The 20,375-nt window shown below is 65.9% G+C and carries 14 protein-coding genes; 6 read left to right on the forward strand and 8 right to left on the reverse strand.

Translation table 11 applies throughout. The annotated features are described in order from the left end of the window. The first annotated feature begins 87 nt into the window (after nucleotides 1-87). Nucleotides 88-654 carry a biopolymer transporter ExbD gene (locus tag MJD61_17730; GenBank protein MCG8557103.1) on the forward strand — a complete coding sequence of 189 codons (567 nt, stop codon included), beginning with the start codon at nucleotides 88-90 and terminating at the stop codon, nucleotides 652-654. On the opposite strand, the gene MJD61_17735 is transcribed toward MJD61_17730, so the two are convergent. The 4 genes from MJD61_17735 to MJD61_17750 form a co-directional block, all read right to left on the reverse strand. Next, on the reverse strand, nucleotides 635-2,395 hold the full coding sequence (locus tag MJD61_17735; GenBank protein ID MCG8557104.1) for a hypothetical protein: 1,761 nt from the start codon (nucleotides 2,393-2,395) through the stop codon (nucleotides 635-637). The genes MJD61_17730 and MJD61_17735 overlap by 20 nt on opposite strands. 297 nt (nucleotides 2,396-2,692) lie before the next feature. Further along, nucleotides 2,693-4,882 carry a sulfatase-like hydrolase/transferase gene (locus MJD61_17740; protein MCG8557105.1) on the reverse strand — a complete coding sequence of 730 codons (2,190 nt, stop codon included), beginning with the start codon at nucleotides 4,880-4,882 and terminating at the stop codon, nucleotides 2,693-2,695. A 226-nt stretch (nucleotides 4,883-5,108) separates the two neighbouring features. Continuing rightward, nucleotides 5,109-6,599, reverse strand: a complete 1,491-nt coding sequence (locus MJD61_17745; protein MCG8557106.1) for a HAMP domain-containing histidine kinase — start codon at nucleotides 6,597-6,599, stop codon at nucleotides 5,109-5,111. Further along, complete coding sequence (locus tag MJD61_17750) at nucleotides 6,596-7,573, reverse strand: response regulator (GenBank protein MCG8557107.1); 978 nt, start codon at nucleotides 7,571-7,573, stop codon at nucleotides 6,596-6,598. The genes MJD61_17745 and MJD61_17750 overlap by 4 nt, the downstream gene beginning before the upstream one ends. Nucleotides 7,574-7,779: 206 nt before the next feature. Here MJD61_17750 and MJD61_17755 point away from each other — a divergent pair, with 206 nt between their 5' ends. Further along, nucleotides 7,780-8,877: a leucine dehydrogenase gene (locus MJD61_17755; GenBank protein MCG8557108.1), complete on the forward strand. Its 1,098-nt coding sequence runs from the start codon at nucleotides 7,780-7,782 to the stop codon at nucleotides 8,875-8,877. Nucleotides 8,878-8,921: 44 nt separating this feature from the next. On the opposite strand, the gene MJD61_17760 is transcribed toward MJD61_17755, so the two are convergent. Together MJD61_17760 and MJD61_17765 are read right to left on the reverse strand one after the other, a co-directional pair. Then, nucleotides 8,922-10,628: a protein kinase gene (locus MJD61_17760; GenBank protein ID MCG8557109.1), complete on the reverse strand. Its 1,707-nt coding sequence runs from the start codon at nucleotides 10,626-10,628 to the stop codon at nucleotides 8,922-8,924. A gap of 164 nt (nucleotides 10,629-10,792) precedes the next feature. Continuing rightward, entirely contained in the window at nucleotides 10,793-11,989 is a 1,197-nt protein-coding gene (locus MJD61_17765; GenBank protein ID MCG8557110.1) for a metallophosphoesterase, read from the reverse strand. 155 nt (nucleotides 11,990-12,144) lie between these two features. On the opposite strand from MJD61_17765, the gene MJD61_17770 reads away from it, so the two are divergent. After that, nucleotides 12,145-14,265 carry a protein kinase gene (locus MJD61_17770; protein MCG8557111.1) on the forward strand — a complete coding sequence of 707 codons (2,121 nt, stop codon included), beginning with the start codon at nucleotides 12,145-12,147 and terminating at the stop codon, nucleotides 14,263-14,265. Here the strand turns inward: MJD61_17770 and MJD61_17775 are convergent. Beyond that, entirely contained in the window at nucleotides 14,210-14,974 is a 765-nt protein-coding gene (locus tag MJD61_17775) for a PAS domain-containing protein (protein MCG8557112.1), read from the reverse strand. The genes MJD61_17770 and MJD61_17775 overlap by 56 nt on opposite strands. A gap of 242 nt (nucleotides 14,975-15,216) precedes the next feature. Here MJD61_17775 and MJD61_17780 point away from each other — a divergent pair, with 242 nt between their 5' ends. Continuing rightward, nucleotides 15,217-16,686 (forward strand): coniferyl aldehyde dehydrogenase, encoded by a 1,470-nt coding sequence (locus MJD61_17780; protein ID MCG8557113.1) that lies wholly within the window; start codon nucleotides 15,217-15,219, stop codon nucleotides 16,684-16,686. A gap of 252 nt (nucleotides 16,687-16,938) precedes the next feature. Here MJD61_17780 and MJD61_17785 read toward each other — a convergent pair whose 3' ends face one another. Continuing rightward, a complete protein-coding gene (locus MJD61_17785) occupies nucleotides 16,939-18,408 on the reverse strand; it encodes a VCBS repeat-containing protein (GenBank protein MCG8557114.1) in 1,470 nt (489 codons plus the stop codon). A gap of 109 nt (nucleotides 18,409-18,517) precedes the next feature. On the opposite strand from MJD61_17785, the gene MJD61_17790 reads away from it, so the two are divergent. Then, nucleotides 18,518-19,495, forward strand: a complete 978-nt coding sequence (locus tag MJD61_17790; protein ID MCG8557115.1) for an ABC transporter ATP-binding protein — start codon at nucleotides 18,518-18,520, stop codon at nucleotides 19,493-19,495. Continuing rightward, on the forward strand, nucleotides 19,492-20,217 hold the full coding sequence (locus MJD61_17795; protein MCG8557116.1) for an ABC transporter permease: 726 nt from the start codon (nucleotides 19,492-19,494) through the stop codon (nucleotides 20,215-20,217). Before MJD61_17790 ends, MJD61_17795 begins: the two co-directional genes overlap by 4 nt. The last annotated feature ends 158 nt before the right edge of the window (nucleotides 20,218-20,375 follow it).

The following is a 20,375-nucleotide window of genomic DNA, read 5'->3' on the forward strand; positions in this document are numbered from 1 at the left end:
ACCGCATGGTCAATTCCAACCGCATGGTCAATTCCAACCGCATGGTCAATTCCAACCGCATGGTCAATTCCAACCGCATGGGAATGGATGGCTGACGACGACGACAAGGAACACGCGACCCTTGCCGACGTCAAGCGCGTGATCAACAAGCGCAATCGTCGCGGCGCCGAGGAGGAAGTCGAGGGCCTCAATATCTATCCGATGATGGATATGATGACGATCTTGCTGGTGTTCTTGATCGCCAACTTCTCGACGCAGGATGCGGAGATCGTTCAGAGCGAGGAGCTGCAGATTCCAGTTTCCACCTCGCAGGTTGAAGCCGCACAGGCACTGGGCCTGATCATCTCGGCGGCAGGCATCGTGGTTGAGGGCAAACAGGTGCTGACGCTGCGCAATGGCAACGTCGACCCGAGTCAGAAGCAAGGTGGCGCAAACGGCTGGTTGATCTCCCCGCTTTTTCAGAACCTGAAGCAACATCGAGATCGACTCAAGATGATCGCCAGCCGCAACGCGCGCCGGCCCTTTCGCGGTGAGGTCAGAGTCATCGCCGACAAACGCACGCCGTTCAAGACGCTGGGCGAAGTGATCTACACCCTGGGTCAGGCCGAGTTTGGCTCCCTGCGTTTCGTGGTGCTTAAGGAAGGCGAGGGCTAGGGCCAGGGCTGCCTGCCGGCAGAGCACCCAGCGGCAGGTGGGCGCCGGCGCAGGTCTTCGCGTCGCGCCGGCGCCAGACGTACGCAGTGCGCCCGCCATCCTGGGTCGGTGGCAGCGCGCAGTAGCGCTTTCGCAGCAGGGCGGCCACTCGGGGCAGGCGCGCGATGGAGAAGCCGCCGAGCTTCGCCGGCATATCCAAGACCAAGGCCGGCCGATTCCGCTTCAGCTCGTTCAGGAATACTCTGCGCGCGCCGCGCCCGATGCGCTCGGGTTTCGCTTCGTGCCAGAACGGAGGCATGATGCCTGCAAGCGGCGAGCTGAATACGAAGCGAGTGCCAGGCAGTCTCTTGCATGCGATGTACAGGTCCGCATCCCAACCCCAAACCACGATGGGCTCGTCCGGCCGACTGTAATTGTGGATGGTCTGGCATAGTGCCGCCGGGTAGGCTCTCGTCCAGCCACCCCCGCGGCGAGACGCCACGAAGTCGCGGTAGCGTGCATGGCCGGTGAGGGTCAAGATCGCGGCCAAGCACAACGCCACCATGATCTGCGCGGTTTGCCGCACTCGAGCGCGGCCGAAGCGCAGCGCGCTTTCGATATGCAGGCCAAGGAGCAAGCCACCGAGGGGCACGGCGTGAATGAAGTGGTGGCCCCAAAAGCGCATGTGACTCATTCCGCCAGCAAGTGCCCCAACGGTCAGAAGCACGACGGTGGCCTCGAAGCCGGTCGCTGCGTACCGCTGAAGCAGGTTGCCCCCGGCGCCGAGCATCGAGCTCGAGCAGCGAATCAGCGACAGCGTGGGCAGCAGCACGACCAGCAGCGAGGCAAAGGGCGCTATCTTGGCGGTAGCAGCGAGCCCGCTCATGAAGCTCCGCCAGTCGTAGGGCTCTGCGTAGGCGGAAAACACGTACTCGACCGTCCAGTAGTAGAGCGAGTACAGCTCGCCGTGCGCAGCGTAGAACGACAGCACGGCCGCCCACGGCGCGAGCCAACCCGCCAGCATGCTGCCGGCCTCGACGATCAGGCGCCTGCGATCCCAGCGTGCGTGTACCGCCGAGCCCATGGCCCACAGCAGCAGCGGCGCGATCAGGGGAATGCAGGTTTGTTTGGTGAGGCCGGCAAGCGCAGCGAAGGTTCCGCCAAGAAACAGCAACACGCAGCGATTCCGACCTTGCCGTGTCCGGTGCACGGCCAGCGCGGCCATGAGCACAGCGAGCATCAGCAGCGGTTTGGCGACGGGCTCGCCCGTCACGCCCCACGCCGGCCCGTCCACCATCACGCAGCCGAATATCAAGAACTCGAAACCGCTGGCGATGGCTCCGACCAGCGGCCTTCGCACCGCAAGCCCAAGCGCGAAGCAGCTGATCATCGTGGTCAGGTGAGCCGCCCCCACGAGCACGTGAACACCGAGCCAGCTGAAGCGGCCGCACAGCAGCTGACTGATGGCGGAGGCCCAGTACAGGACAGGGCCACGCAGGCTCACCGCATCCACGTAGGGCAGCCAGCGGCCAGCGATGAGGCGCTCGGCAAAAGCAGCAACATACCCGTCGTCAAACCCGATCGGGCCGTCGAAGCCTGCAAAGAACACGGCCAACAGCGTCATGTAGAGCATGCCCACAGCGAACAGCAGCCATGCGGTCGCTAGCGCGAGTCGCGCTCTTGAGAGCCGGAGCCAGCGCGTCGCGCGCAGGGCTGAGCCCAAGCCGGTCTGAGCGGGTTGCTCGGCGTCGGCACTTTTCATCGACACTCGCTTCGCCCTGTCGCCTGTGATCCCACGGCCGAGCATGGTTTTGGCGACGCCAGCTACCTACCAGCTGGCGGGGACCTCTTCAACGCCCAATGCTACCAAGGCGCAATGTCTTTGACGCGCAGTGGCTCCAAGGCGCAGTGGCTCCAAGGCGCAGTGGCTTCAAGGCGCAGTGGCTTCAAGGCGCAGTGCGTCCCCAAAGCGCGGTGCGTCCCCAAAGCGCGGTGCGTCCCAAAGCGCGGTGCGTGGTCGCTTGCCGACTCCTGCGAAGCAGCGAAGCGCGGCGCCGTCTCAGCGGGGCAGTGCCAGGCTGGCGGTCTCCTCGGCGTAACCGAGCACGAACGCGCTAAGCGCATCGTTTGGCGCTGTTGGCACCCGTGTGCCCAGCGCGCCGGGACCTCGACCCAGCAGGCGCATGCTGTGGAAGATTCGATCGTAGACGAGGATGCGCCGCCCGTCGGTCACCGCGGTCACATCGAGCACCTTGGCGCCGTTGTGCAGGTAACGCCACGCGTCCGTGAGCACCAAGCGGCGTTGCTGCGGTTCGCCGGGCAGCCCGGCCGAAAGTAGATCGCGCCCATCGCTGACGCCTGGAAGCGGCGTGTTCGTCAGCTTCAGGATCGTTGGGAACACATCGATCAGGCTAACGGTGTTGTCGATCACGGCCGGTGCGATGCCGGGCCCCTTGAGCATCAGGGGAATGCGCGCGGTCGCCTCGTCCAGCACGAAACCGTGGGAGCGGCTGAAGGGGCCCAGGGTTTCACCATGGTCGGCGGCCAGGATGACGGTGGGCGTCGGCCGGCGTTGCTCCAAGGCTGCGAGCAAGCGTGCCACCTGCCCGTCCCAAAACCGCACCTCGTGATCGTAGCCATCGGCGATGCTGGGACCGTAGGTTGGCGTGCCCGCGTGGATCAGCGTGGGCGTGTGGGGTCCGAAGTAATGCACCCACAGGAAGAAGTGCTGGCCGGGGGCGATGCCTGCGAGCTCGGCCAGCGCGGTATTCGTTGTTTCGCGGTCCGTGTGGTACTTGCCCACACGCTGCTCGACGATCACGTAGCGTTGAAACCCCCTGGAGAGCCCGACGCCCGGTCCGAGCATGGGCGAGAAGCCGTCGTCGACCACTGCCGCCGTGATCATACCGCGTTGAGCCAGCAGTTGCGCGAGGGTGGGGTGAGGGTCGGCGTTCGGCACCGGGAAGTAGTGCAGCAGGCGCTCGCCCGGTCCTAGTGTGTGGAGCTCAAACGGACGTACGAGTCGGTATTGGGTCGTTTCGTAGCAGGGCTCCCAGAGCAGCCGGCGCGCGTACTGGCCGCGCATCATGGGAGCGAGCGCGATCACGGTCCAGCCTCCGCTGCTGAACGCGTTGCGAAACACGAGCGCTCCTTGGGACCAGCGATCGACGGCGGGCGTTGTTGCGCGACCCATGAAGTTGTAGGCCGGGTTGTACGTACCCATGTGGTCCGGTCGCAGCGCGTCCACGGTGATGAGGACGACGCTGCGTTGCACCGGTCCCTGGTATGCGACCGGCGGGCTGGGTGCTGGCGCACGGTGGGTTGCGTCCCCCAACATGCAGTTGTCGTCCACGCCGTTATTGGGAATCTCGGGCGCTGCCGGGTGGATGCGCCCGTTGAAGTCGTTGCAGTCGCCACCGCCGAGCAACCCGGAGTAACCGTCCCGGTCGAGGTCCAAGACTGCACGCGCTGTCCGCACGAACAGGGCTGGAAAAGGCCGAATCATGAGCCCTTCCAGTGCTCGCACGCGATGCTGGTCCAGCGTGACCAGCGTGAGCCCGAGCCAACCGAGCAACAGGACCACCGCGCACCGCGTCATGCGCGGGACCCTGAGCTCGGGTTGAGCGAGGGCCACACCCAAGCCCAGCAGCGCGACGGCGGCGACGCGCCCGAGCAGGTGGACCTGCGGGTAGAGCCCCACGAACAGGCGTCGATCCAAAACGTGTACGCAGATGGCGGCAGCTGCCAGCGCCGCGGCCACGAGCAAGCGCCAGGGCCGCGAAAGGCTGGCTAGCCGGCCGCTCGGAGCTCCTTCGGCAGGAGTGCTCAGCAGGATGAGCGCGGCAGCCAGTGCGGCGCCGACCGCGCACGCAACCAGCGTTCCAAGGGCGAGGGCGAAGTAGCGTCCCGACAGCCGCGCGAAGGCTGCCAGAGATTGCGCGAACAGTGCGCCTATCGCGATCGATGCAGTGCACACGCCAGCGACGCGCAGCCATCGTGGCAGGGCCCCGAGCAGCACGAACGAAAGCGACAGCAACAAGCCGAAGCCGGTTCCAAAGGCCAGGGCCAAACCCGATGCAAAGACCCAGTACTCGGCCCCCTGCGGTCCCCGCACCAAAGCCGAGTCCGCGATCAAGCCCAGGGCCGCGGCCACGGCCAGCGACTCCCCGTACGGGGGCAAGCCACGCCAGAGTGACCTCCGGCCTGCAAGCCACCCCATCCATGAAGCGCCGTCAAGCCGGCCGATCACGGAGGCTGGTTCCTGGGCTCTGTCTCAAGAACCCGGAACGAGGATTTCGGCGCGCGCCGGTGGCGCCCGTGCCGTCCTCGAACCGAGGCATGTCCGACGACATTATGCGCGTGAGCAGATGGGTGCAGGCGGCAGTTTCCGGTCCGAAAGACGACGCTAGGGTCCTTGAGACAGAGGCTAGCACGGATCATGATTCGCATGCGGGGCTGACAGTGGCAAGGGCGCATCAGGTCGAGGGGGACCCTTCGGCGGTTGGCGTCTCACGGCTTGCGCGCGGTAGCCGCACTTCGAAGCGGGCGCCGCCCTTCGGACCGCTTGAGGCCGTGATGCTGCCGCCGAGCGAGCTCACGAGCGTATGGCTCACGGCCAGTCCGAGGCCGGTGCCTTTGCCGGCTGACTTGGTGGTGCTGAAGGGCTCGAACAGCTGGTCCAGCATCTGCGGCGGGATGCCGGGCCCGTCATCGGTGACCGAAAGCAGCAGCATGGTGCGATCCTCGTTCGGCCCGAGCTCGACCAGGATCTGGCCTTTGCCCTTTAGGGCATCGACGGCGTTCAACAGCAGGTTGAGCACCACCTGCGTCAAGCGGTGCTGGGCGCCAGGGACCCGGAACAAGCCTGGAGCCACACGCTCGCGCAGCTCGATGGCTCGCATTTCCTTTTGGGGTCGAATCAGGTTGATGGCATCGCGCACGGCCTCGAGCGGATCGCTCGTCAGATCCGCGCCTTCGTTGTGGGGGGGTCTCGAAAAATCCAATAGATCGCGGATGATCCTGTGGATTCGCTCGGTTTCTCCGCCGATCCGGGCCAGAAACTCCTTGCGCTGCCCTTGATCCAGGTCCGCATCTCCCAGCAGCTCGACAAAACCGAGAATCGCCGCCAGCGGGTTGCCGATCTCGTGGGCAACGCCCGCTGCCAGGCGTCCCACCGACGCGAGCTTTGCGCTGCGCGTCAAATGCCCTTCGGCCTGGCGCAGCTCGCGCGTCGTTTCCTCGAGCTCCCGGAGGCGCCGTTGCATTGCGGCGCGTTCCGCACGCAGCTTGCTGGCCATGTCGTTGATGGCGGCGTTGAGTCGCTGCACCTCCGCGGCGCTGCGTTTGGGTATCTGCGCCGCTACGCTGGCTGAAGGTAGACGCTCCGAAGCGCGGGTGAGCTGGTCGAGTGGACGCACGATGAGGTGCGTCAGCGCGAAGTACGTCAAGAGCAGGATCGCCCCGCCGGTGAATACCACGTAAAAGAGCAGAAGCCGTGCCAGCGAGTCGGATCGCGCCGAGCGAGCGGCCCGATGCCACAGCGTCAGCCGACCTCCCCGTCGCAGCGGCACGCTCAGGCCCGGCCGGCCGCCGTTGTTGCCCGCTTCCACGACCCGTCCCTTCGCATCCCGTACTTTGAGCGCCTGCAGATCGAACGCAACCATGACCTGACCCAATAGCTGCTCGAAGCGCTGCTGGGGAAGCTCTCGTGCATGCACCTCATCGAGCAATCGACCCAGTCGCTGCACATCCTGCAGCTCATCGAGCGCCCGAGCGCGCTGGGTCAGCTGCACCGCGACGAACGCTACCAATCCCCACGAGACGGCGAACAGCAGGGCCAGGGCCAGCACGATCTGGGCACGCAGCCCCATGCCGGCTGGGATCGCTGCGGGCGGGCCGGCGCGCTCGCGCCCCGGAGCCTCGGAGCTGGCTTCGCTGTTCCCACTGTGAAGCGGGCTCGGCTTCACTGGGTTAGTGAGTCCAGACGTGCCTTGAGGTCGGCGTAGCGCTTGAGGAAGCTGCCGTGGTGGCTGCGAAACGAGCGGATGTACTTGCGTTCCTGCTGCAGCGTGGCGAACTCACCGGCGACTTCGCCGAGCTTGTCGAGCAAGTGCGACGCACCCGAGAAGCTCCTTTCGACCTTGGTCACCTTGCCGCCCTCGTAGCGATCGATGCGCCCGGTTTCGCCTTCGCTCGTGTAGACCAGCCCCAGCACGCGGGGTTGCTGCATCTGTACGGACTTGATGAGCATCGGACCGGGCAGGTCGGGAAGCTCCTGGCGTGCGACGATGATCTGAAAAGGATAGGTAGACGCCTTCTCCAGACCGGAGCCCCCACTTAGCTCAACCGACACCTCCCAGGGTTTGTCACCGAACTGCTGCGACAGATCGCGCAAGAAATCCTGGTCGTGATCGATCACCAAGATGGAAGGCCGTGTGGTAGCGGCCGGCGAAGCGCTCGAGCCACCTTCGTAGACGCGCCGTCCCATATCCAGCATGATCTTGAGGGCCTCGTCGAGCACTTGCTGTACTTCCGTCAGCAGGGCGCCGTCGCCGTCGGCGGCACGGTAGCGTTCCACAGCCAGTTGAACGCTCGCGGTCAAGTGCGGGATCGCATCGCGGTGCTTTGCGACGACGTCGACCGCGCCCAATCGCAAGGCTTCGACTGCTCCATCGAACGAACGTCGTCCTGCCGTGATGATGATCGAGGTCGGCTCCGACACCTCGCGTACGTATCGGGCCAGCTCGACGCCGCCGTTGGGTCGATCCACGTCCATGTCGATTACGGCGGCGGGGAAGAATTTGCGCACCACGAGATCTCTAGCCTGGCTGCCGTCTTCGACTGCCGTGCACACATAGCCCCTCGTTTCAAAGAGCTTCTTGAGGCCGTCCCGGTCCCTGGGATTGGCGTCGGCAATCAAGATCTCGTCGCCTTTTGCCATGTCGTCCTATCCTCCGGCCCCTACGCCTGTTCCGACCAACGCCTTACGACCCAACCCGGCTGCTGGCACGAGCCATGGAGTGCGGTGGAGCTTCGCGCGTGTCTGCGGTGCTGGCAAGGCCCGCACGGGCGGCACAGGGCTTGTGTCAGGGCTTGGATCGGGTCGCGGTCCGATGATATACGCACAGAGCGAATAGAACAGAAAACGTGCGTGGGCCAGTGTGGCTGGCTCGCGCGGGCTTCAGCGCATGCCAGGAGTCGGCGATGGGTGCCTTCGAGCGTATGGCTGCACATGACTACGGGGAGCTGCACCTGATGCGGGATGCAGGGAGCGGCCTCGAGGCTATCGTGGCTCTTCACGACGTGCGACTCGGTCCCGGTCTCGGAGGCACACGTTTCCTTGCCTACCAAGGCGAGCAGGAGGCTGTGGTGGACGCCCTGCGCCTGGCCCGCGGCATGACCTACAAGGCGGCGCTCGCGGGCCTGTCGTTGGGCGGCGGCAAGGCCGTCATCATCAAGCCCGCCGGCGAGTTCGACCGCAACGCGCTTCTGCTCGCCTTCGGGCGCTTCGTGGACGCGTTGGGTGGCCGCTACATCACGACGGAGGACAGCGGCATCGCCGTGGCCGACGTCGAGGTCATGCGCCAGGCGACCAAGCACGTCGTGGGGTTGCCCCGCGCTGCTGGTGGTGCTGGGGACCCTTCACCCTTTACAGCGCTGGGGGTGCGGCGCGGGATCGAGGCCTGCGTCAAGCTCAAGCTCGAGCGCGAGGCGCTGGAAGGTATTCGTGTTGCGGTCGCCGGTGTTGGCGCTGTGGGCTACTGGCTTTGCGATGAGCTGCAGCGCCTGGGCGCGAAGCTGGTGGTGGCCGATGTGGACAGCGAGCGCGCCGCAGCTGCCCGGCAGCAGTTTGGGGCCGAGGTGGTCTCGCCGAGCGAGATCCACCGAGTGCGCTGCGACGTGTACGCCCCCTGCGCCTTGGGCGCCGTGTTGAACGACGCGACGATCCCGGAGCTCGCCTGCTCGATCGTAGGGGGCGCAGCCAACAACCAGCTGGCAGAGGCACGTCATGGCGAGGCCCTGCAGGAGCGCGGGATACTCTACGCGCCGGACTACGCCATCAACGCCGGTGGTCTCATCAACGTCGCGCAAGAACTCTACGGCTACGACGAGAACAAATCGCGTTCTCGGGTCATGAAGATCTACGATACGATTCACGATGTGGTCGAGCGTTCGCTAGGCTCGGGCCAGCTGCCGCACACGATCGCAGACGCCATGGTCGAAGCACGGCTCGCGCAGGCCTGACCCCGCCTCGATCCCGTCGTTGTCACGCGGGCGCGATCCCCAAACTACTCGAGGATGGGGGCCTGGTTCGCACTCGTTTCCACCTGTGGGGGCGGCTCGGGCTCGGGCAGGGGTGCGGGCTCGAGCTCTGTTGGCGGCTCGGCTTCCGCGTAGCGGTCCCGAGCGCGCGCTTCGCGGTTGTGCTCGTCGCGAGTCCGAGCGCGCGCCGAGCCTTGCTGGCTTTCGTCGGGCGGGGCCGGGGTGGCGCGCCGGCGTAGCCGGCCACCCGCGTCGTTGCCGCTTTCGGTCAATCGGGCCAACCCACGCTTGCCGCGCTCAGTCTGGCTTTCCTGCTGCGTGCCGCTCGAATCCTCCGGGGCTCGCCGCGCAGCCGGGTTGTTTGCACGATCGTCCGCCCCGAACGACGGCGCCGAGAGGCCCGCGCCCGGCGGCAAACGTCGCGATAGCGTGATGTTGCGTGGTGGAGGCTGGTCACGGAACTTCAGCTCCTGGGGCTCGAAGCCGTCTGCGCTCACCCGCAGCGTGTGCTCGGTGCCGTCGACGGCAAGCTGCGCGGCAAGGCTGCCGTAGCCCATCGAGCGTCCGTCGAGCTCCATACGTGCGTGCGCGGGGACGGCGCGCACCTCGGCCCTAAAGACGCGACGGGTATCCGGTGCCGCCGTGGCCGACGGCTCCCCTTTGGAGTGCGACAGCAACATCGCAGTCGCACCCGCGCCCACGACCGTGAGTGTGCCCGCCACCAAGGCCAGCGGGACACGTCGCCTGGGCACCCGGCCGGGAAGCTCGAGCTCATGCGTGTCGAGCCGCGGGACGTCGTGATCCGGCTTGTTTAGCCGCTCAGCGGGCGCGCGCACGGCCGGTTGTTGCTCCGCATCGAGACCCGACAGCTCCCCGGGCGCCAGCGACGGGTGCAGGGGCGTGCCCGACGCGCGCCCTTGGCCGAAAGCCGGCGCCCACACCGCTCGGTCGCGCTGGCCTGCAAACTGAAGAAGAACGCGCCCCACGCTGATTAGGTTCGGATAGCGGTCCTGCGCGTCACCTCCCATGGCGCGTAGGATCATGGTTTCGAAGTCGGCCGGCAGCTCTGGCCGCAACGAGGTGGGCTGGGCGAAGTTGCCCGCCACGATGTTGTGCATCAGGGTATAGAGCGTATCGCCCTCGAACGGCCTCTTACCCGTCGCACACTCGTACATGATCACACCCAGCGAGTACTGATCCGTACGCGCGTCGATCGTCTTCGAGTTGGTCAGCTGTTCGGGTGACATGTACTGCGGCGTGCCCACGACCGTGGCTCCGAGGGTCAACGAAAGCGCGGACTTCTTGTCCGTCAGCTTCGAGATCCCGAAATCGAGCAGCTTGGGCTGCACGATGCCGTGCCGGTGGCGGGCCAGGAAGATATTCTCGGGCTTCAGATCGCGGTGCAGAATGCCCTCGTCGTGCACCGTAGCCACCGCGGCCACGACCGGCAGCAAAACGTGCGCGATCTGCGATGGCGACAGGCGGTTCTTGCGCTCTAGGAGCGACGCCAGGTCCTCACCCTCGAGGAGCTCCATGACGAGGTACGGCGTCTTGTTCTCCACACCGACGTCGAAGATCTCCACCACGTTCGGGTGCCGGATGCGCGACGCGAGCTCGCCCTCCTGAAGGAAACGCAGGCGCGTTTGCGAGCTATCGGCGTAGGCCGTGTGCAGGGCCTTGAATGCGACTCGCTTTTTCAGGTCCGTGTGTACCGCTTCGTAGACCGTACCCATGCCGCCCGTACCAATGAAGCGGACAACTTCGTACCGGCCTACGATCGTCCCAGGTTGGAAAACATCGGAATTCGTTGCCATCGGCGCTGCGGGCACAGGGGCAAGGGGCGTCGCCTGCCGTACCCTCCAGCATAGCAGTAGGCCTGGGAAAGAACAGGGTGCGGTTAGGCGTCGACCAGCACGATCTGTGTGATCTCGGCCGGAGCAAGCACGCGCATCGGCGGTCCCCACAGGCCGGTTCCCCGACTGACGTAGATCTGCGTGGTGGCGCTGTGCCGGTGCAGGCCCGACAGGTAGGGCTGCACCAGGCGCGTGGCGGCGCCAAAGGGAAAGATCTGTCCCCCGTGCGTGTGTCCCGATAGCTGCAGGCCGGCTCCCACCCGCTGTGCCTGATCGACCTGGATGGGTTGGTGCGCGAGCAGTACGAGCTCGCGTTCGGGATCTCGGCCTTCTACGGCGCTGGCGGCGTCCGCTGCCACGCGGTGGTAGCGATGCGCCTGCCTGTCGGGGATTCCGGCCAAGTCAAAGCTCGCGCCTCCGTCTCCGATGCTCACCCGGTCGTTCATGAGCACCCGCTGACCCAGACGGCGCAGAAAGGCGAGCCACGGCTCCACGCCGGAGTAGTATTCGTGGTTGCCGGTTACGAAGAACACGCCGTAGCGCGAACGAAGCGCGCCGAGATGCTCCACGATCGAGCCGAGCTGCGCGACGCTCCCGTCCACGAGGTCGCCGGTAATGGCGATGAGATCGGGGCGCAGGCGATTGGTACGTTCAACGACGCCCTTGAGGAACGCTGCGCGCAGGGTGGGTCCCACGTGTACATCGGACAGCAAGGCGATGCGAAACCCGTCGAGCGCGCGCGGGAAGCGCTGGAGGCGCACGGTCACTTCCGGTGCGAGGATGTCGAACGCCGAGTTGGCACCGCTCAAGCCTATCAAGCTCGCGCCCGCGCTGGCCGCGACTGCCGTGGCCCGTGCCACGAACACGCGGCGTCCTCGTTGAGGGTCGGCCTCGGGGTCGGCGTGCGCGGGGTCGCGCCCTCGCAGCACCTTGGCGTGGGTGCGCCGCAACAGCCGGGCCACGTCTGCGCACGCCAGCAGCAATACCAGGTAAAAGACATACCCCAGCCACACGTAGGCCAGCGTGGGCAGCCATGCGAACGCGTCCTGCGGCAGCAGCCAGCGCCCTACAAGGGCCGCGGGCAGGCTCGCTGCCAGCACGGTCAGCACGCCCGCAAGCCAGCGACGTTGCGGGCGCGAAAGCTCGGTGTCGCGTGCCAGTCTCGCCCACACGTAGCCGTGAAGCCCCGCGATGAGGAGGCTGAAGGCAAGCACGAACGCGACGACGCGCACACCAGGCATGCTCAGCAACTGGTTGTGGTGTCTCGGCAGGCTTGGCGCAAGCGCCGCTCGGAACAACTCGATCGGCTGTGGTCGCGCAGGGCGGTGCGCTCGCGGCTTTCGTCCTCGAAAGAATCCTCGAAACAACGCCGTACAAAGCGGAAGGGAAAGCGGGCATGAAGAGCGTCGAAGAGCCGCGGCTGATCGGCGGACGGTGGGAGATCGTCCGACCTCTGGCAGAAGGGGGGATGGGCTCCGTCTTTGTGGCCCGCCATCAGGTGACCCAGCGCCACGCGGCGCTGAAGGTCCTCGACGCCGCCCGATTCGATTCCGACGAGGCGCTCGCGCGTTTTCAGCGCGAGGCTCGGTTTGCTTCCGATCTCGGCCACGACGGAGTCGTGGATGTGTTCGATGCCGGCCACGACAAGGAGCACAACTGCTTGTTCATCGCCATGGAGCTGCTCGACGGGCGCAGTCTGCGCGAGCACATGGATCGCCCGGAGCACGACCCGCTCTCGACGTTGCGCCACCTGTACCAGGCGCTCGACGCGCTCACCATGGCGCACCAGAAGGGCTACGTGCACCGTGACCTCAAGCCCGAGAACCTGTTCATCGCCATCGAGCCGGATCTGACCGAGAGCATCAAGGTGCTGGACTTCGGAATTGCTCGCAAGACCCAGCTGATGGGGTTGACACAAACGGGCACGGCCCTGGGGACGCCCTGGTACATGAGCCCAGACCACGCCTTGAACGCACGCGACACGACCGCTGCCTCCGATGTCTGGTCCCTGGGCGTGATGATCTACGAGGCGTTCGCCGGGCGCGTTCCGTTCGAGGGAGACACGGCGCATGCGGTGATCGTCAAGGCCTGCACGGAGAATCACGTGCCTCTGGACCAGGTGGCGAGCGATCTACCCGAGGGGCTCGGCGAGCTGGTTGATGCCTGTCTGAGCAAGGAGCCAAGCGGACGGCCGGCCGATGCGGCCGCCTTGGCGGAGCGGCTGGACCCCATCGTCGGAGCGGGTCACGGACCTCGCAAGACCTCGCTTCGACCGAGTGCCGTGCAACCTGATCGCCGGCAGCCTACCATCGCCGCCCGGCTCTCGATCGTAGACGGGCTTCATGCCATTCCACGTTCGTTCGCGTTCGCGCTCTCGGCTCTGGGCATAGTCGCCACCTGGGGTGGGGTGGCCGCGCTGGGCACCGTCGGCATGCAGGGTAGCAGGGTGACTGTGGGACCCTCGTTCGTCGGGCTTGCCCTGGCGGTCTTGGGAGCGGCGACCATGACAGCTTACGGCCTGTGGAAGCTGCAAGGAAGCCGCCGCCGGCTGTCCCTCATCGCCCCGAGCCCGAGCGTGCAGGCTCACGTTGCCACCAGTCTGCGTGCGCCCAGCGCCAAACCGCCGCCGTACCGAGGTCCAGCTGGTGCGCCCGTGAGCGTTGTGCTCTTTGGAGACTTCGCGTGCCGCGAGTGCCGGCGTTTGCGACCGCGTCTCGATGATCTGCTCAAAGCTCACGCGACCCACATCAAGCTCGAATGGCACTACTGCCCCCAACCAGGCAACTTCAATTCGGTGCTGGCGGCTGAGTTCGCCCGGGAGGCCGACGTGCAGTTTGGCAACGAGGCGTTTTGGTTGGCGCACGATGCGCTGTTTCGAACCAGCGGTACCCTGAAGCGACGCAAGCTCGATCGGATTGCGGAGCAGCTGCGACTCAATCGCGTTCAGCTCGAGCGCAGCTTGCAGCGGGACACGCACAAGGCGGCCATCCGGTCTGGCCAAGAGCTCGCGAGCTCGCTTGGCGTCCACACCACGCCGGGTCTGTTCGTCAACGGCGTCAGGGTAACGGGCACGCCGAGCCTCGAGCGGCTGCTCTGCGTTGTCCAGGAGGAGCTCGTTCGCATCGGGATCGTGAGGCCGAAGCAGTCAGCCGTCCGATCGGTGGCCCGCACACCTCCGGCCGTGCCGCCGAGTCGCGTGGCTACCCGCCAGATCTTGGTGGCTTACCATGGAGCTCGAAACGCGCCGCCCGGCATGACCCGGTCGCAGACTCAAGCCGAGGAGCGCGCCGCGCGGATCCTGCATCGCATCAAGAAGTCGGAAGAGGATTTCGAGGTGATGGTGCTTCGCTTCAGCGATGAGCCCAAAGCGGCCAAGGACCGCGGGGATCTCGGCTACCTAACACGCGACGAGATGGACGCGGCGGTCACCAGCGCTGCGTTCGCCTTGCGCATCGGCGACATCAGCGAGGTGGTTCACAGTCCCGCCGGCTTTCACATCCTGCAGCGCTACGGGTAGCGGTTTTCGTCTCGGTTGCCTCGCGGCGAGCAAACGAAAGAAACTGACGGGCCAGCTCGGCCGCGCGCTGAGCCGCCGACTGCATCTCATGGGCGATGGGTCGCAGCAGGTGGTGCCTCTGCAAGTGGCGATCGAGGACGAACCCGTAGTTCAGGATCACAGACAAGCAATTGTTCAGGTCATGGGCCACGATGCTCGTCGGCCGGGGCGCACCGGCATCGCATTTCGAGCTCGGCGTGCCGAGCGCCTGAAGCGGTTCGCGCTGCAGCTGAATCCCATGGCTCACCGTGCCGCCCGGCCCGAGCAGCGGCACGAGCCGCGTCTCGAGCGTCACCAGACGCTCGTCGCTTGTCCGCAAGGTGAGCTGACCAGCCCATGCCTTGCCGCGCAGCATGTTCTCGAGCAGCTCCGCGTAGGGGTCGCTGGCGCTCGAGCCCGCCACGAGGGCTTGAAAACCCATCCCGAGCAAGGCACCGGGCGAGAACCCGGTTGCTACTTCGAAAGCAGGATTCGCGAATTCGATACGTCCCTGTGAGTCCACCATTGATACTGCGTCGAAGCTGTGATCGACTGCCGTGCGCAACTGGTCGAGCAGGGCGTGCTCGCCGTCCACACCGCGCATGGCTACCGGCCGGAGCCCCGAATGCAACGCCGGCGGAGCCTCGCTGACTCCCCTGGACACCGCTGACTCGATGTTGTTTCTGACCATAGGAGTTTGGACCCAGATGCGGGCTAACTGGAATTCGCAGAAATTAGGGAATCCGACTGCTCGAACCAGCCGTCACACGTTCCCTACCCGTCGATGCTGTCCCCACTGGAACCCAACCACGCTCAGCCCCAAAAGTCGATCGAAATCGTCCACCACGGCCATGCATGAAGTTGCTGAACAGGTCCGTCGGGTTTCGGGCTACACTCGAGGGTCCTATCCGGGGCTCGCGCATCAATCCACCCATGCAATCCGCTAGCGCCAAAGCCGCCGTGCCGCACTCGTCGAGCGAAGGGGATCCGCAGGCTGACGTCGCCCGCGTGCAGGTGGCCTACCAGCAGCTGCGCAGCGCGGCACGCAGCCGCCCGTGTCCCCCCTACAAGGAGCGGGTCGAGCACCTGAATAGGCTCCTCGGCGCGGTGCGCGCGGAGCAGGGGGCATTGGTCGAGTCGGTCGCGCAGGATTTCGGCCACCGGTCCGCGCACGAGACCGCGATCTCGGAAGTGCTGCCCGTGGTTAACGCAATCCGTTTCGCACTTGCGCATCTCAAGGTCTGGATGAAGCCCCGTCCCCGCCCGGTGGCGCTCAGCTTCCGGCCGGGGCGCGCCGAAGTCCGCCCTCAGCCGCTCGGCGTCGTCGGGATCATCGCGCCCTGGAACTACCCGTTCCTGCTCGCGGTGGATCCGCTCGTGTCCGCTCTGGCTGCCGGAAACCGCGTGCTGCTCAAGCCCTCGGAGCTGGCACCAGCGACCAGCGCGCTGCTCAAGGGCATGATCGAGGAGAGCTTCGACTCCTCCCATGTCGCGGTGGTCACCGGTGACGCCCGGGTGGGGGAGGCGGTGTGCAAGCTGCCGCTGGACCATCTGCTTTTCACAGGTTCGACCCGGCTCGGGAAGCTGGTCATGCGTGCAGCCTCCGAGAACCTGACGCCCGTCACCCTGGAGCTTGGCGGCAAGTCTCCGGTGCTTGTGCATCCCGACTTCCCGCTCGAGCGCGCCGTCGAGCGCATCGCCGTCGGCAAGTTCTTCAACGCCGGGCAAACCTGTGTGGCACCCGACTACGTGCTGCTGCCGCAAGGCCAGCTAGAGGTCGCCGTGGACAAACTGCGGGACCAGATTCGCAAGTGCTACCCCACACTCAAGAACAACCCCGACTACACGGCCATCATCCACGACGGGCACTACGCGAGGCTGCGGGCGCTGGTGAGCGACGCCGCCAGCAAGGGCGCGGACGTCATCGAGGTCAACCCCGCTGGCGAAGCCCAGTTAGAGGCCGAGCGCAAGCTCGCCCCCACCTTGCTGCTCGATGTCAACGACGACATGCACGTGCTGCAGGAGGAGATCTTCGGGCCGCTGCTGCCGCTGCTCCCGTACGGCAGCCTGGACGAAGCACTCGCATACCTAGCCGAACGGCCCCACCCCTTGGCGCTGTATTACTTCGACTCCGACAAGAAGCGCACCCGGCGGGTCCTCGATGCATCCTTGTCGGGAGGCGCCTGCGTCAACGATACCTGCCTGCAGCCCTTGCAGGAGGCGCTACCCTTCGGTGGGGTGGGGGCTAGCGGGATGGGCGCATACCATGGCGTCGAGGGCTTCAACACGTTTTCTCACTTGAGGGGCGTGTTCTACCAAGCCCGTTTCAACGTCACGGCGCTGACCAATCCCCCCTTCGGTCCAGCCGTTGAACGGCTTCTGTCGGTATTGATCGGCAAATAGCCCGTTCCTGTCCAGAATGGCGCCACAGCGGCTTTCGTCCTCGAAAAAATCCTCAAAATAGCGCTGCTATTCCTGCGGTTTTTCCTCCGGGCGCACTCGCTCTGGCATCCATGCTGAACAGGAACGGAGCGTTCGGCTGAGTTGTTCCCGCCCCAAAAAAGCCTCCGGGCGCGCTGGCTCTGACGCCCCCCGCGATGCAGCAAGGCGGAGCGGAGCGCGCGGCCCCCCCTTCTGATTCTGAAAGGGAACGGCTCAGGTTCCTCTGGGCAGGTGGCCGTGCAGCCTTAGCGGTGCATCGGGCAATGGGCTGCTGCCGGGTGTCAGGTGCACGCCGCCGCCCACCAGCTGCTCCGCGGAGAGGAGGCTGATCTGTATCGTCTTGGGCGATCCGCTCGGCGCAGAAACGACCACCAGTCCCGGCGGCTCGCCACCCACGAGCGGCACGAAGCGTGTTGCGAGCACGGCCGCGTGATCGCCGCTCAGCGAAGCTAGCGTGCTGCGAGCCCCCACCCGGCCACCGTCGATCCGGTAGGCCACCACCTCGGGGTGGTCGTAGCCCGCCAAATCCACCGAACCGTCTGCGTCCACGTCGATGAACTCGACGCTGCGCAGATTGCGGACATTGCCAAGCTCGCGCAGCGCCAGGCGCTGCTCGCGGTCCACGTTGAGCGACCACAGCTGCTCGCCCACGACCACGAGCTCTGGTTGTTTGTCGTCCGCAATATCTGCCCGAACGAGCTCGCGGGCGCCCTGCATCTGGGCCTGCAGGCGCGTGACAAATGCTCCCCGCCGATCACCGAGCCATACCTGCAGGGTGGGCTCGCCGGCGCCGAGCATCACCAGATCGTCCTGGCCATCGCGATTGACGTCCGCGGCAGCAAGGGCTCGGAGCGCGCCGAGCGGCCCGGGTTTGGCTCGACGCGCAGCCGAACCGCTCCCCGGCAGCATCCAAACCTCACCAGGTGTGGCAAGCAGCTCCGGAGCCGGCACGGCCACCACCAGGTCGAGCCCCGGTCGCGCGTCGAAATCGCCGACCGTCAGGGCGCCTGGTCCCGCCCGTAGGAGCGCCGCCGGCGCGCTGAGACCCCGAGCCAAGGCAAACCGGAAACGTGCCAAGATCCCGGCATGCCTCCCGGTTTCGGGGTTGACGCTTCGGACCCCAACCAGGAGCTCGGCCTCCCCATCGCCGTCGAGATCGGTCGCAAGTACCTGCCCCGGGCGCAGCAGCCCTTCGGCCTTGCTCTCGACCAGGGCGACCCGCCAGGCGGTCCAGCTGCCAGGCGGGCCTTGCCGTGCCGCGATAAGGTGCAGCGTGCGACCGCAATGAAGCGCGATCCAGGGCCTCACCCCGGGCGCAAGCGCCACCACGGACAGTTCAGGGAGCTCGCTCTCAGCCGTGCAGACCGTGTAGCGCGGGACAGACGCGGGCAGCTCGGACGGGGCAATGGACCGGGCTGCGGCGTTGGAAGCGTCGGCCTCGTTGGGTATGCGCGCCGCCGGAGCTGCCGGGATCGGTGCCGCCGGATGCGCCTCATCGGCGAGCGCGCGGGCTGAGCCGGCAGCGCCCGCATCGGCCGGCAGCGCTTCGTGCCGGCCGCTCGTTTGCGGGCTCCCGGCGGCATGCCAGCGCAGTCGACCGGCCGCCAGGGCTGCCGCAGCCAGCACGCCCCACAGCGCGAGTGCCCACACGATCGATCGCAGCGGTGCGCTTTGCAGCCTCAAGGCGACTCCTATAGCAGGTGGGACGATGCCGGGGAATAAGCCGGGGGCTGTCCGTGTTAGGGAGATGTTGACAGATGCGGAAGTTCTGGTAGCTCACAGGCCGCTCGCGATGATAGTCGTCGATGACGTCGCCAAGTACTACGGTTCGCACTGCGCCGTACGTGATCTGGAGTTTACGATCGAGGAGGGCGAGTGCGTAGGGTTTCTGGGTCTCAACGGGGCCGGCAAGACCACGACGCTGAGAATGCTCAGCTGCTTGTTGCTGCCGACCTCCGGGCGGATCGAGGTGCGCGGGCTCGATGTCGTGGACGATTCCCACGAGATCCGGCGCTTGATCGGCTACTTGCCGGACAACCCACCGCTGTATGCCGAGATGAGCGTGTGCGAGTACCTCAAGTTCGCAGGCAAGTTGCGAGGTCTGAGCGATTCGCGCTGCCGACAACGCCTGGACCTCGTGCTCGGCGAGTGCAACTTGGGCGGGGTCGAAAACACGCAGATAGCAAGCCTGTCTCACGGCTATCGGCAGCGCGTGGGCATCGCACAGGCGATTATCCACGATCCGTCGTTGTTGATACTCGATGAACCGATTCAGGGGCTCGATCCGGTCCAGATCGTCGACATGCGCGCCATGATTCGCAATCTGCGTGGTCGCCACACGATTCTGCTTAGCACGCATATTCTGAGCGAGATTGAACAAACCTGCGATCGCATACTGATGATGCACGAGGGTCGCATCGCGGCCGAAGGGAGCGAGGAACAGCTGGCCGAACGCTACGGAGCAGGTCAGGGGCTAGAGCTCGAGGCGCGAGGCGCAGCCGATACGTTGCGCGAGGCGCTGGACAAGCTCGCCTGCGTTGATCACGCGAGCGTGCGCGAGACCGGCGAGGACTCGGTGCTCTTGGCCACGTTGCGCGTGGCCGATTCGGAACGGGAGGCCGTTAGCCGGGCTGTGATCGAGGCGGGTCTCGGCCTGCTCGGCATGCGTCGCGTGACCACAGGTCTCGAGAACATCTTTGTGCAGCTCAGCAAGGGGGCCGGGAGCGTGAAGGACCCTGGATCGACGACCCCTGGGGAGGTGAGCTCGTGAACCATATCCTGCTCATCGCGCGCCGGGAGCTCGCTGGCTACGGCAGGACACCCAGCGGTTATCTGATCGTTGCCGCCACGCTGTTGGTGCAGGGCTTGCTGTTCAATACCCGCGCCGTCGGGACCGGTGCCAAGCTCTCCTCGCAAGTGCTCATCGATTTCCTGCGCGACTCGAGTGGAACGACCACCGTGGCTTCGGTGCTGCTCGCTATGCGCTTGTTCGCCGAGGAGAGGCAGTCGGGTACCCTGACGCTGCTGTTCACCTCGCCCGTGCGCGAGTTTCAGCTGGTGGTGGGCAAGTTCATCTCGGCCTTTGTCGTACTGTCGCTGCTGACGCTGCTCAGCCTCTACTTGCCTGCTTTGATCTTCGTCAACGGCAAGGTGTCGCTGGGGCACATCGCGGCCGGCTACCTTGGGCTGCTGCTGCTTGGCTCGGCGACCCTGAGCCTGGGCGTCCTCGGCTCGGTGCTCGGCAAAAACCAGCTGGTTGCGGGGCTGCTGGCATCGGTCTTCATCTTTCTCCTGTTCCTCAGCTGGTATCTGGCTCGCATCGTGGATCCTCCGCTGAGCGTTCCCATCGCCTACCTTTCGCTCTACGAAAAGCACTACTTTCCCTTTATGCGCGGCCTGGTTCAGTTGACCGACGTCGTGTTCTACCTGTCGGTTGCTTACCTGGCGCTCCTGGCTTCGACGCGAGCGCTGCAGAGTCAACGATGGCACTGAAGGGCGCTCGACGCACGACCGGTGCATTGCCCAGCGCTCTGTTGCTGGCCGGCCTTGCGCTGCTGTGGACCGGCGAGCGCTTGTTTGGCACGGGCGATTCACGCTTGATCTGTTCGGGGGCGGGCGCGGCCCTGGTCCTGTTGGGCAGCGCGCTTCGC

The sequence above is a fragment of the Pseudomonadota bacterium genome (genome assembly GCA_022361155.1).
GTDB lineage: Bacteria > Myxococcota_A > Polyangia > Polyangiales > JAKSBK01 > JAKSBK01.

What these genes read in the sequence shown, in the direction of transcription:
- MJD61_17730 (MCG8557103.1), top strand. Translation starts at nt 88, where the DNA reads ATGGCTGACGACGACGACAAGGAACACGCGACCCTTGCCGACGTCAAG.
- MJD61_17735 (MCG8557104.1), bottom strand. Translation starts at nt 2,395, where the DNA reads ATGAAAAGTGCCGACGCCGAGCAACCCGCTCAGACCGGCTTGGGCTCA.
- MJD61_17750 (MCG8557107.1), bottom strand. Translation starts at nt 7,573, where the DNA reads ATGGCAAAAGGCGACGAGATCTTGATTGCCGACGCCAATCCCAGGGAC.
- MJD61_17760 (MCG8557109.1), bottom strand. Translation starts at nt 10,628, where the DNA reads ATGGGTACGGTCTACGAAGCGGTACACACGGACCTGAAAAAGCGAGTC.
- MJD61_17765 (MCG8557110.1), bottom strand. Translation starts at nt 11,989, where the DNA reads ATGCCTGGTGTGCGCGTCGTCGCGTTCGTGCTTGCCTTCAGCCTCCTC.
- MJD61_17770 (MCG8557111.1), top strand. Translation starts at nt 12,145, where the DNA reads ATGAAGAGCGTCGAAGAGCCGCGGCTGATCGGCGGACGGTGGGAGATC.
- MJD61_17775 (MCG8557112.1), bottom strand. Translation starts at nt 14,974, where the DNA reads ATGGTCAGAAACAACATCGAGTCAGCGGTGTCCAGGGGAGTCAGCGAG.
- MJD61_17780 (MCG8557113.1), top strand. Translation starts at nt 15,217, where the DNA reads ATGCAATCCGCTAGCGCCAAAGCCGCCGTGCCGCACTCGTCGAGCGAA.
- MJD61_17790 (MCG8557115.1), top strand. Translation starts at nt 18,518, where the DNA reads ATGATAGTCGTCGATGACGTCGCCAAGTACTACGGTTCGCACTGCGCC.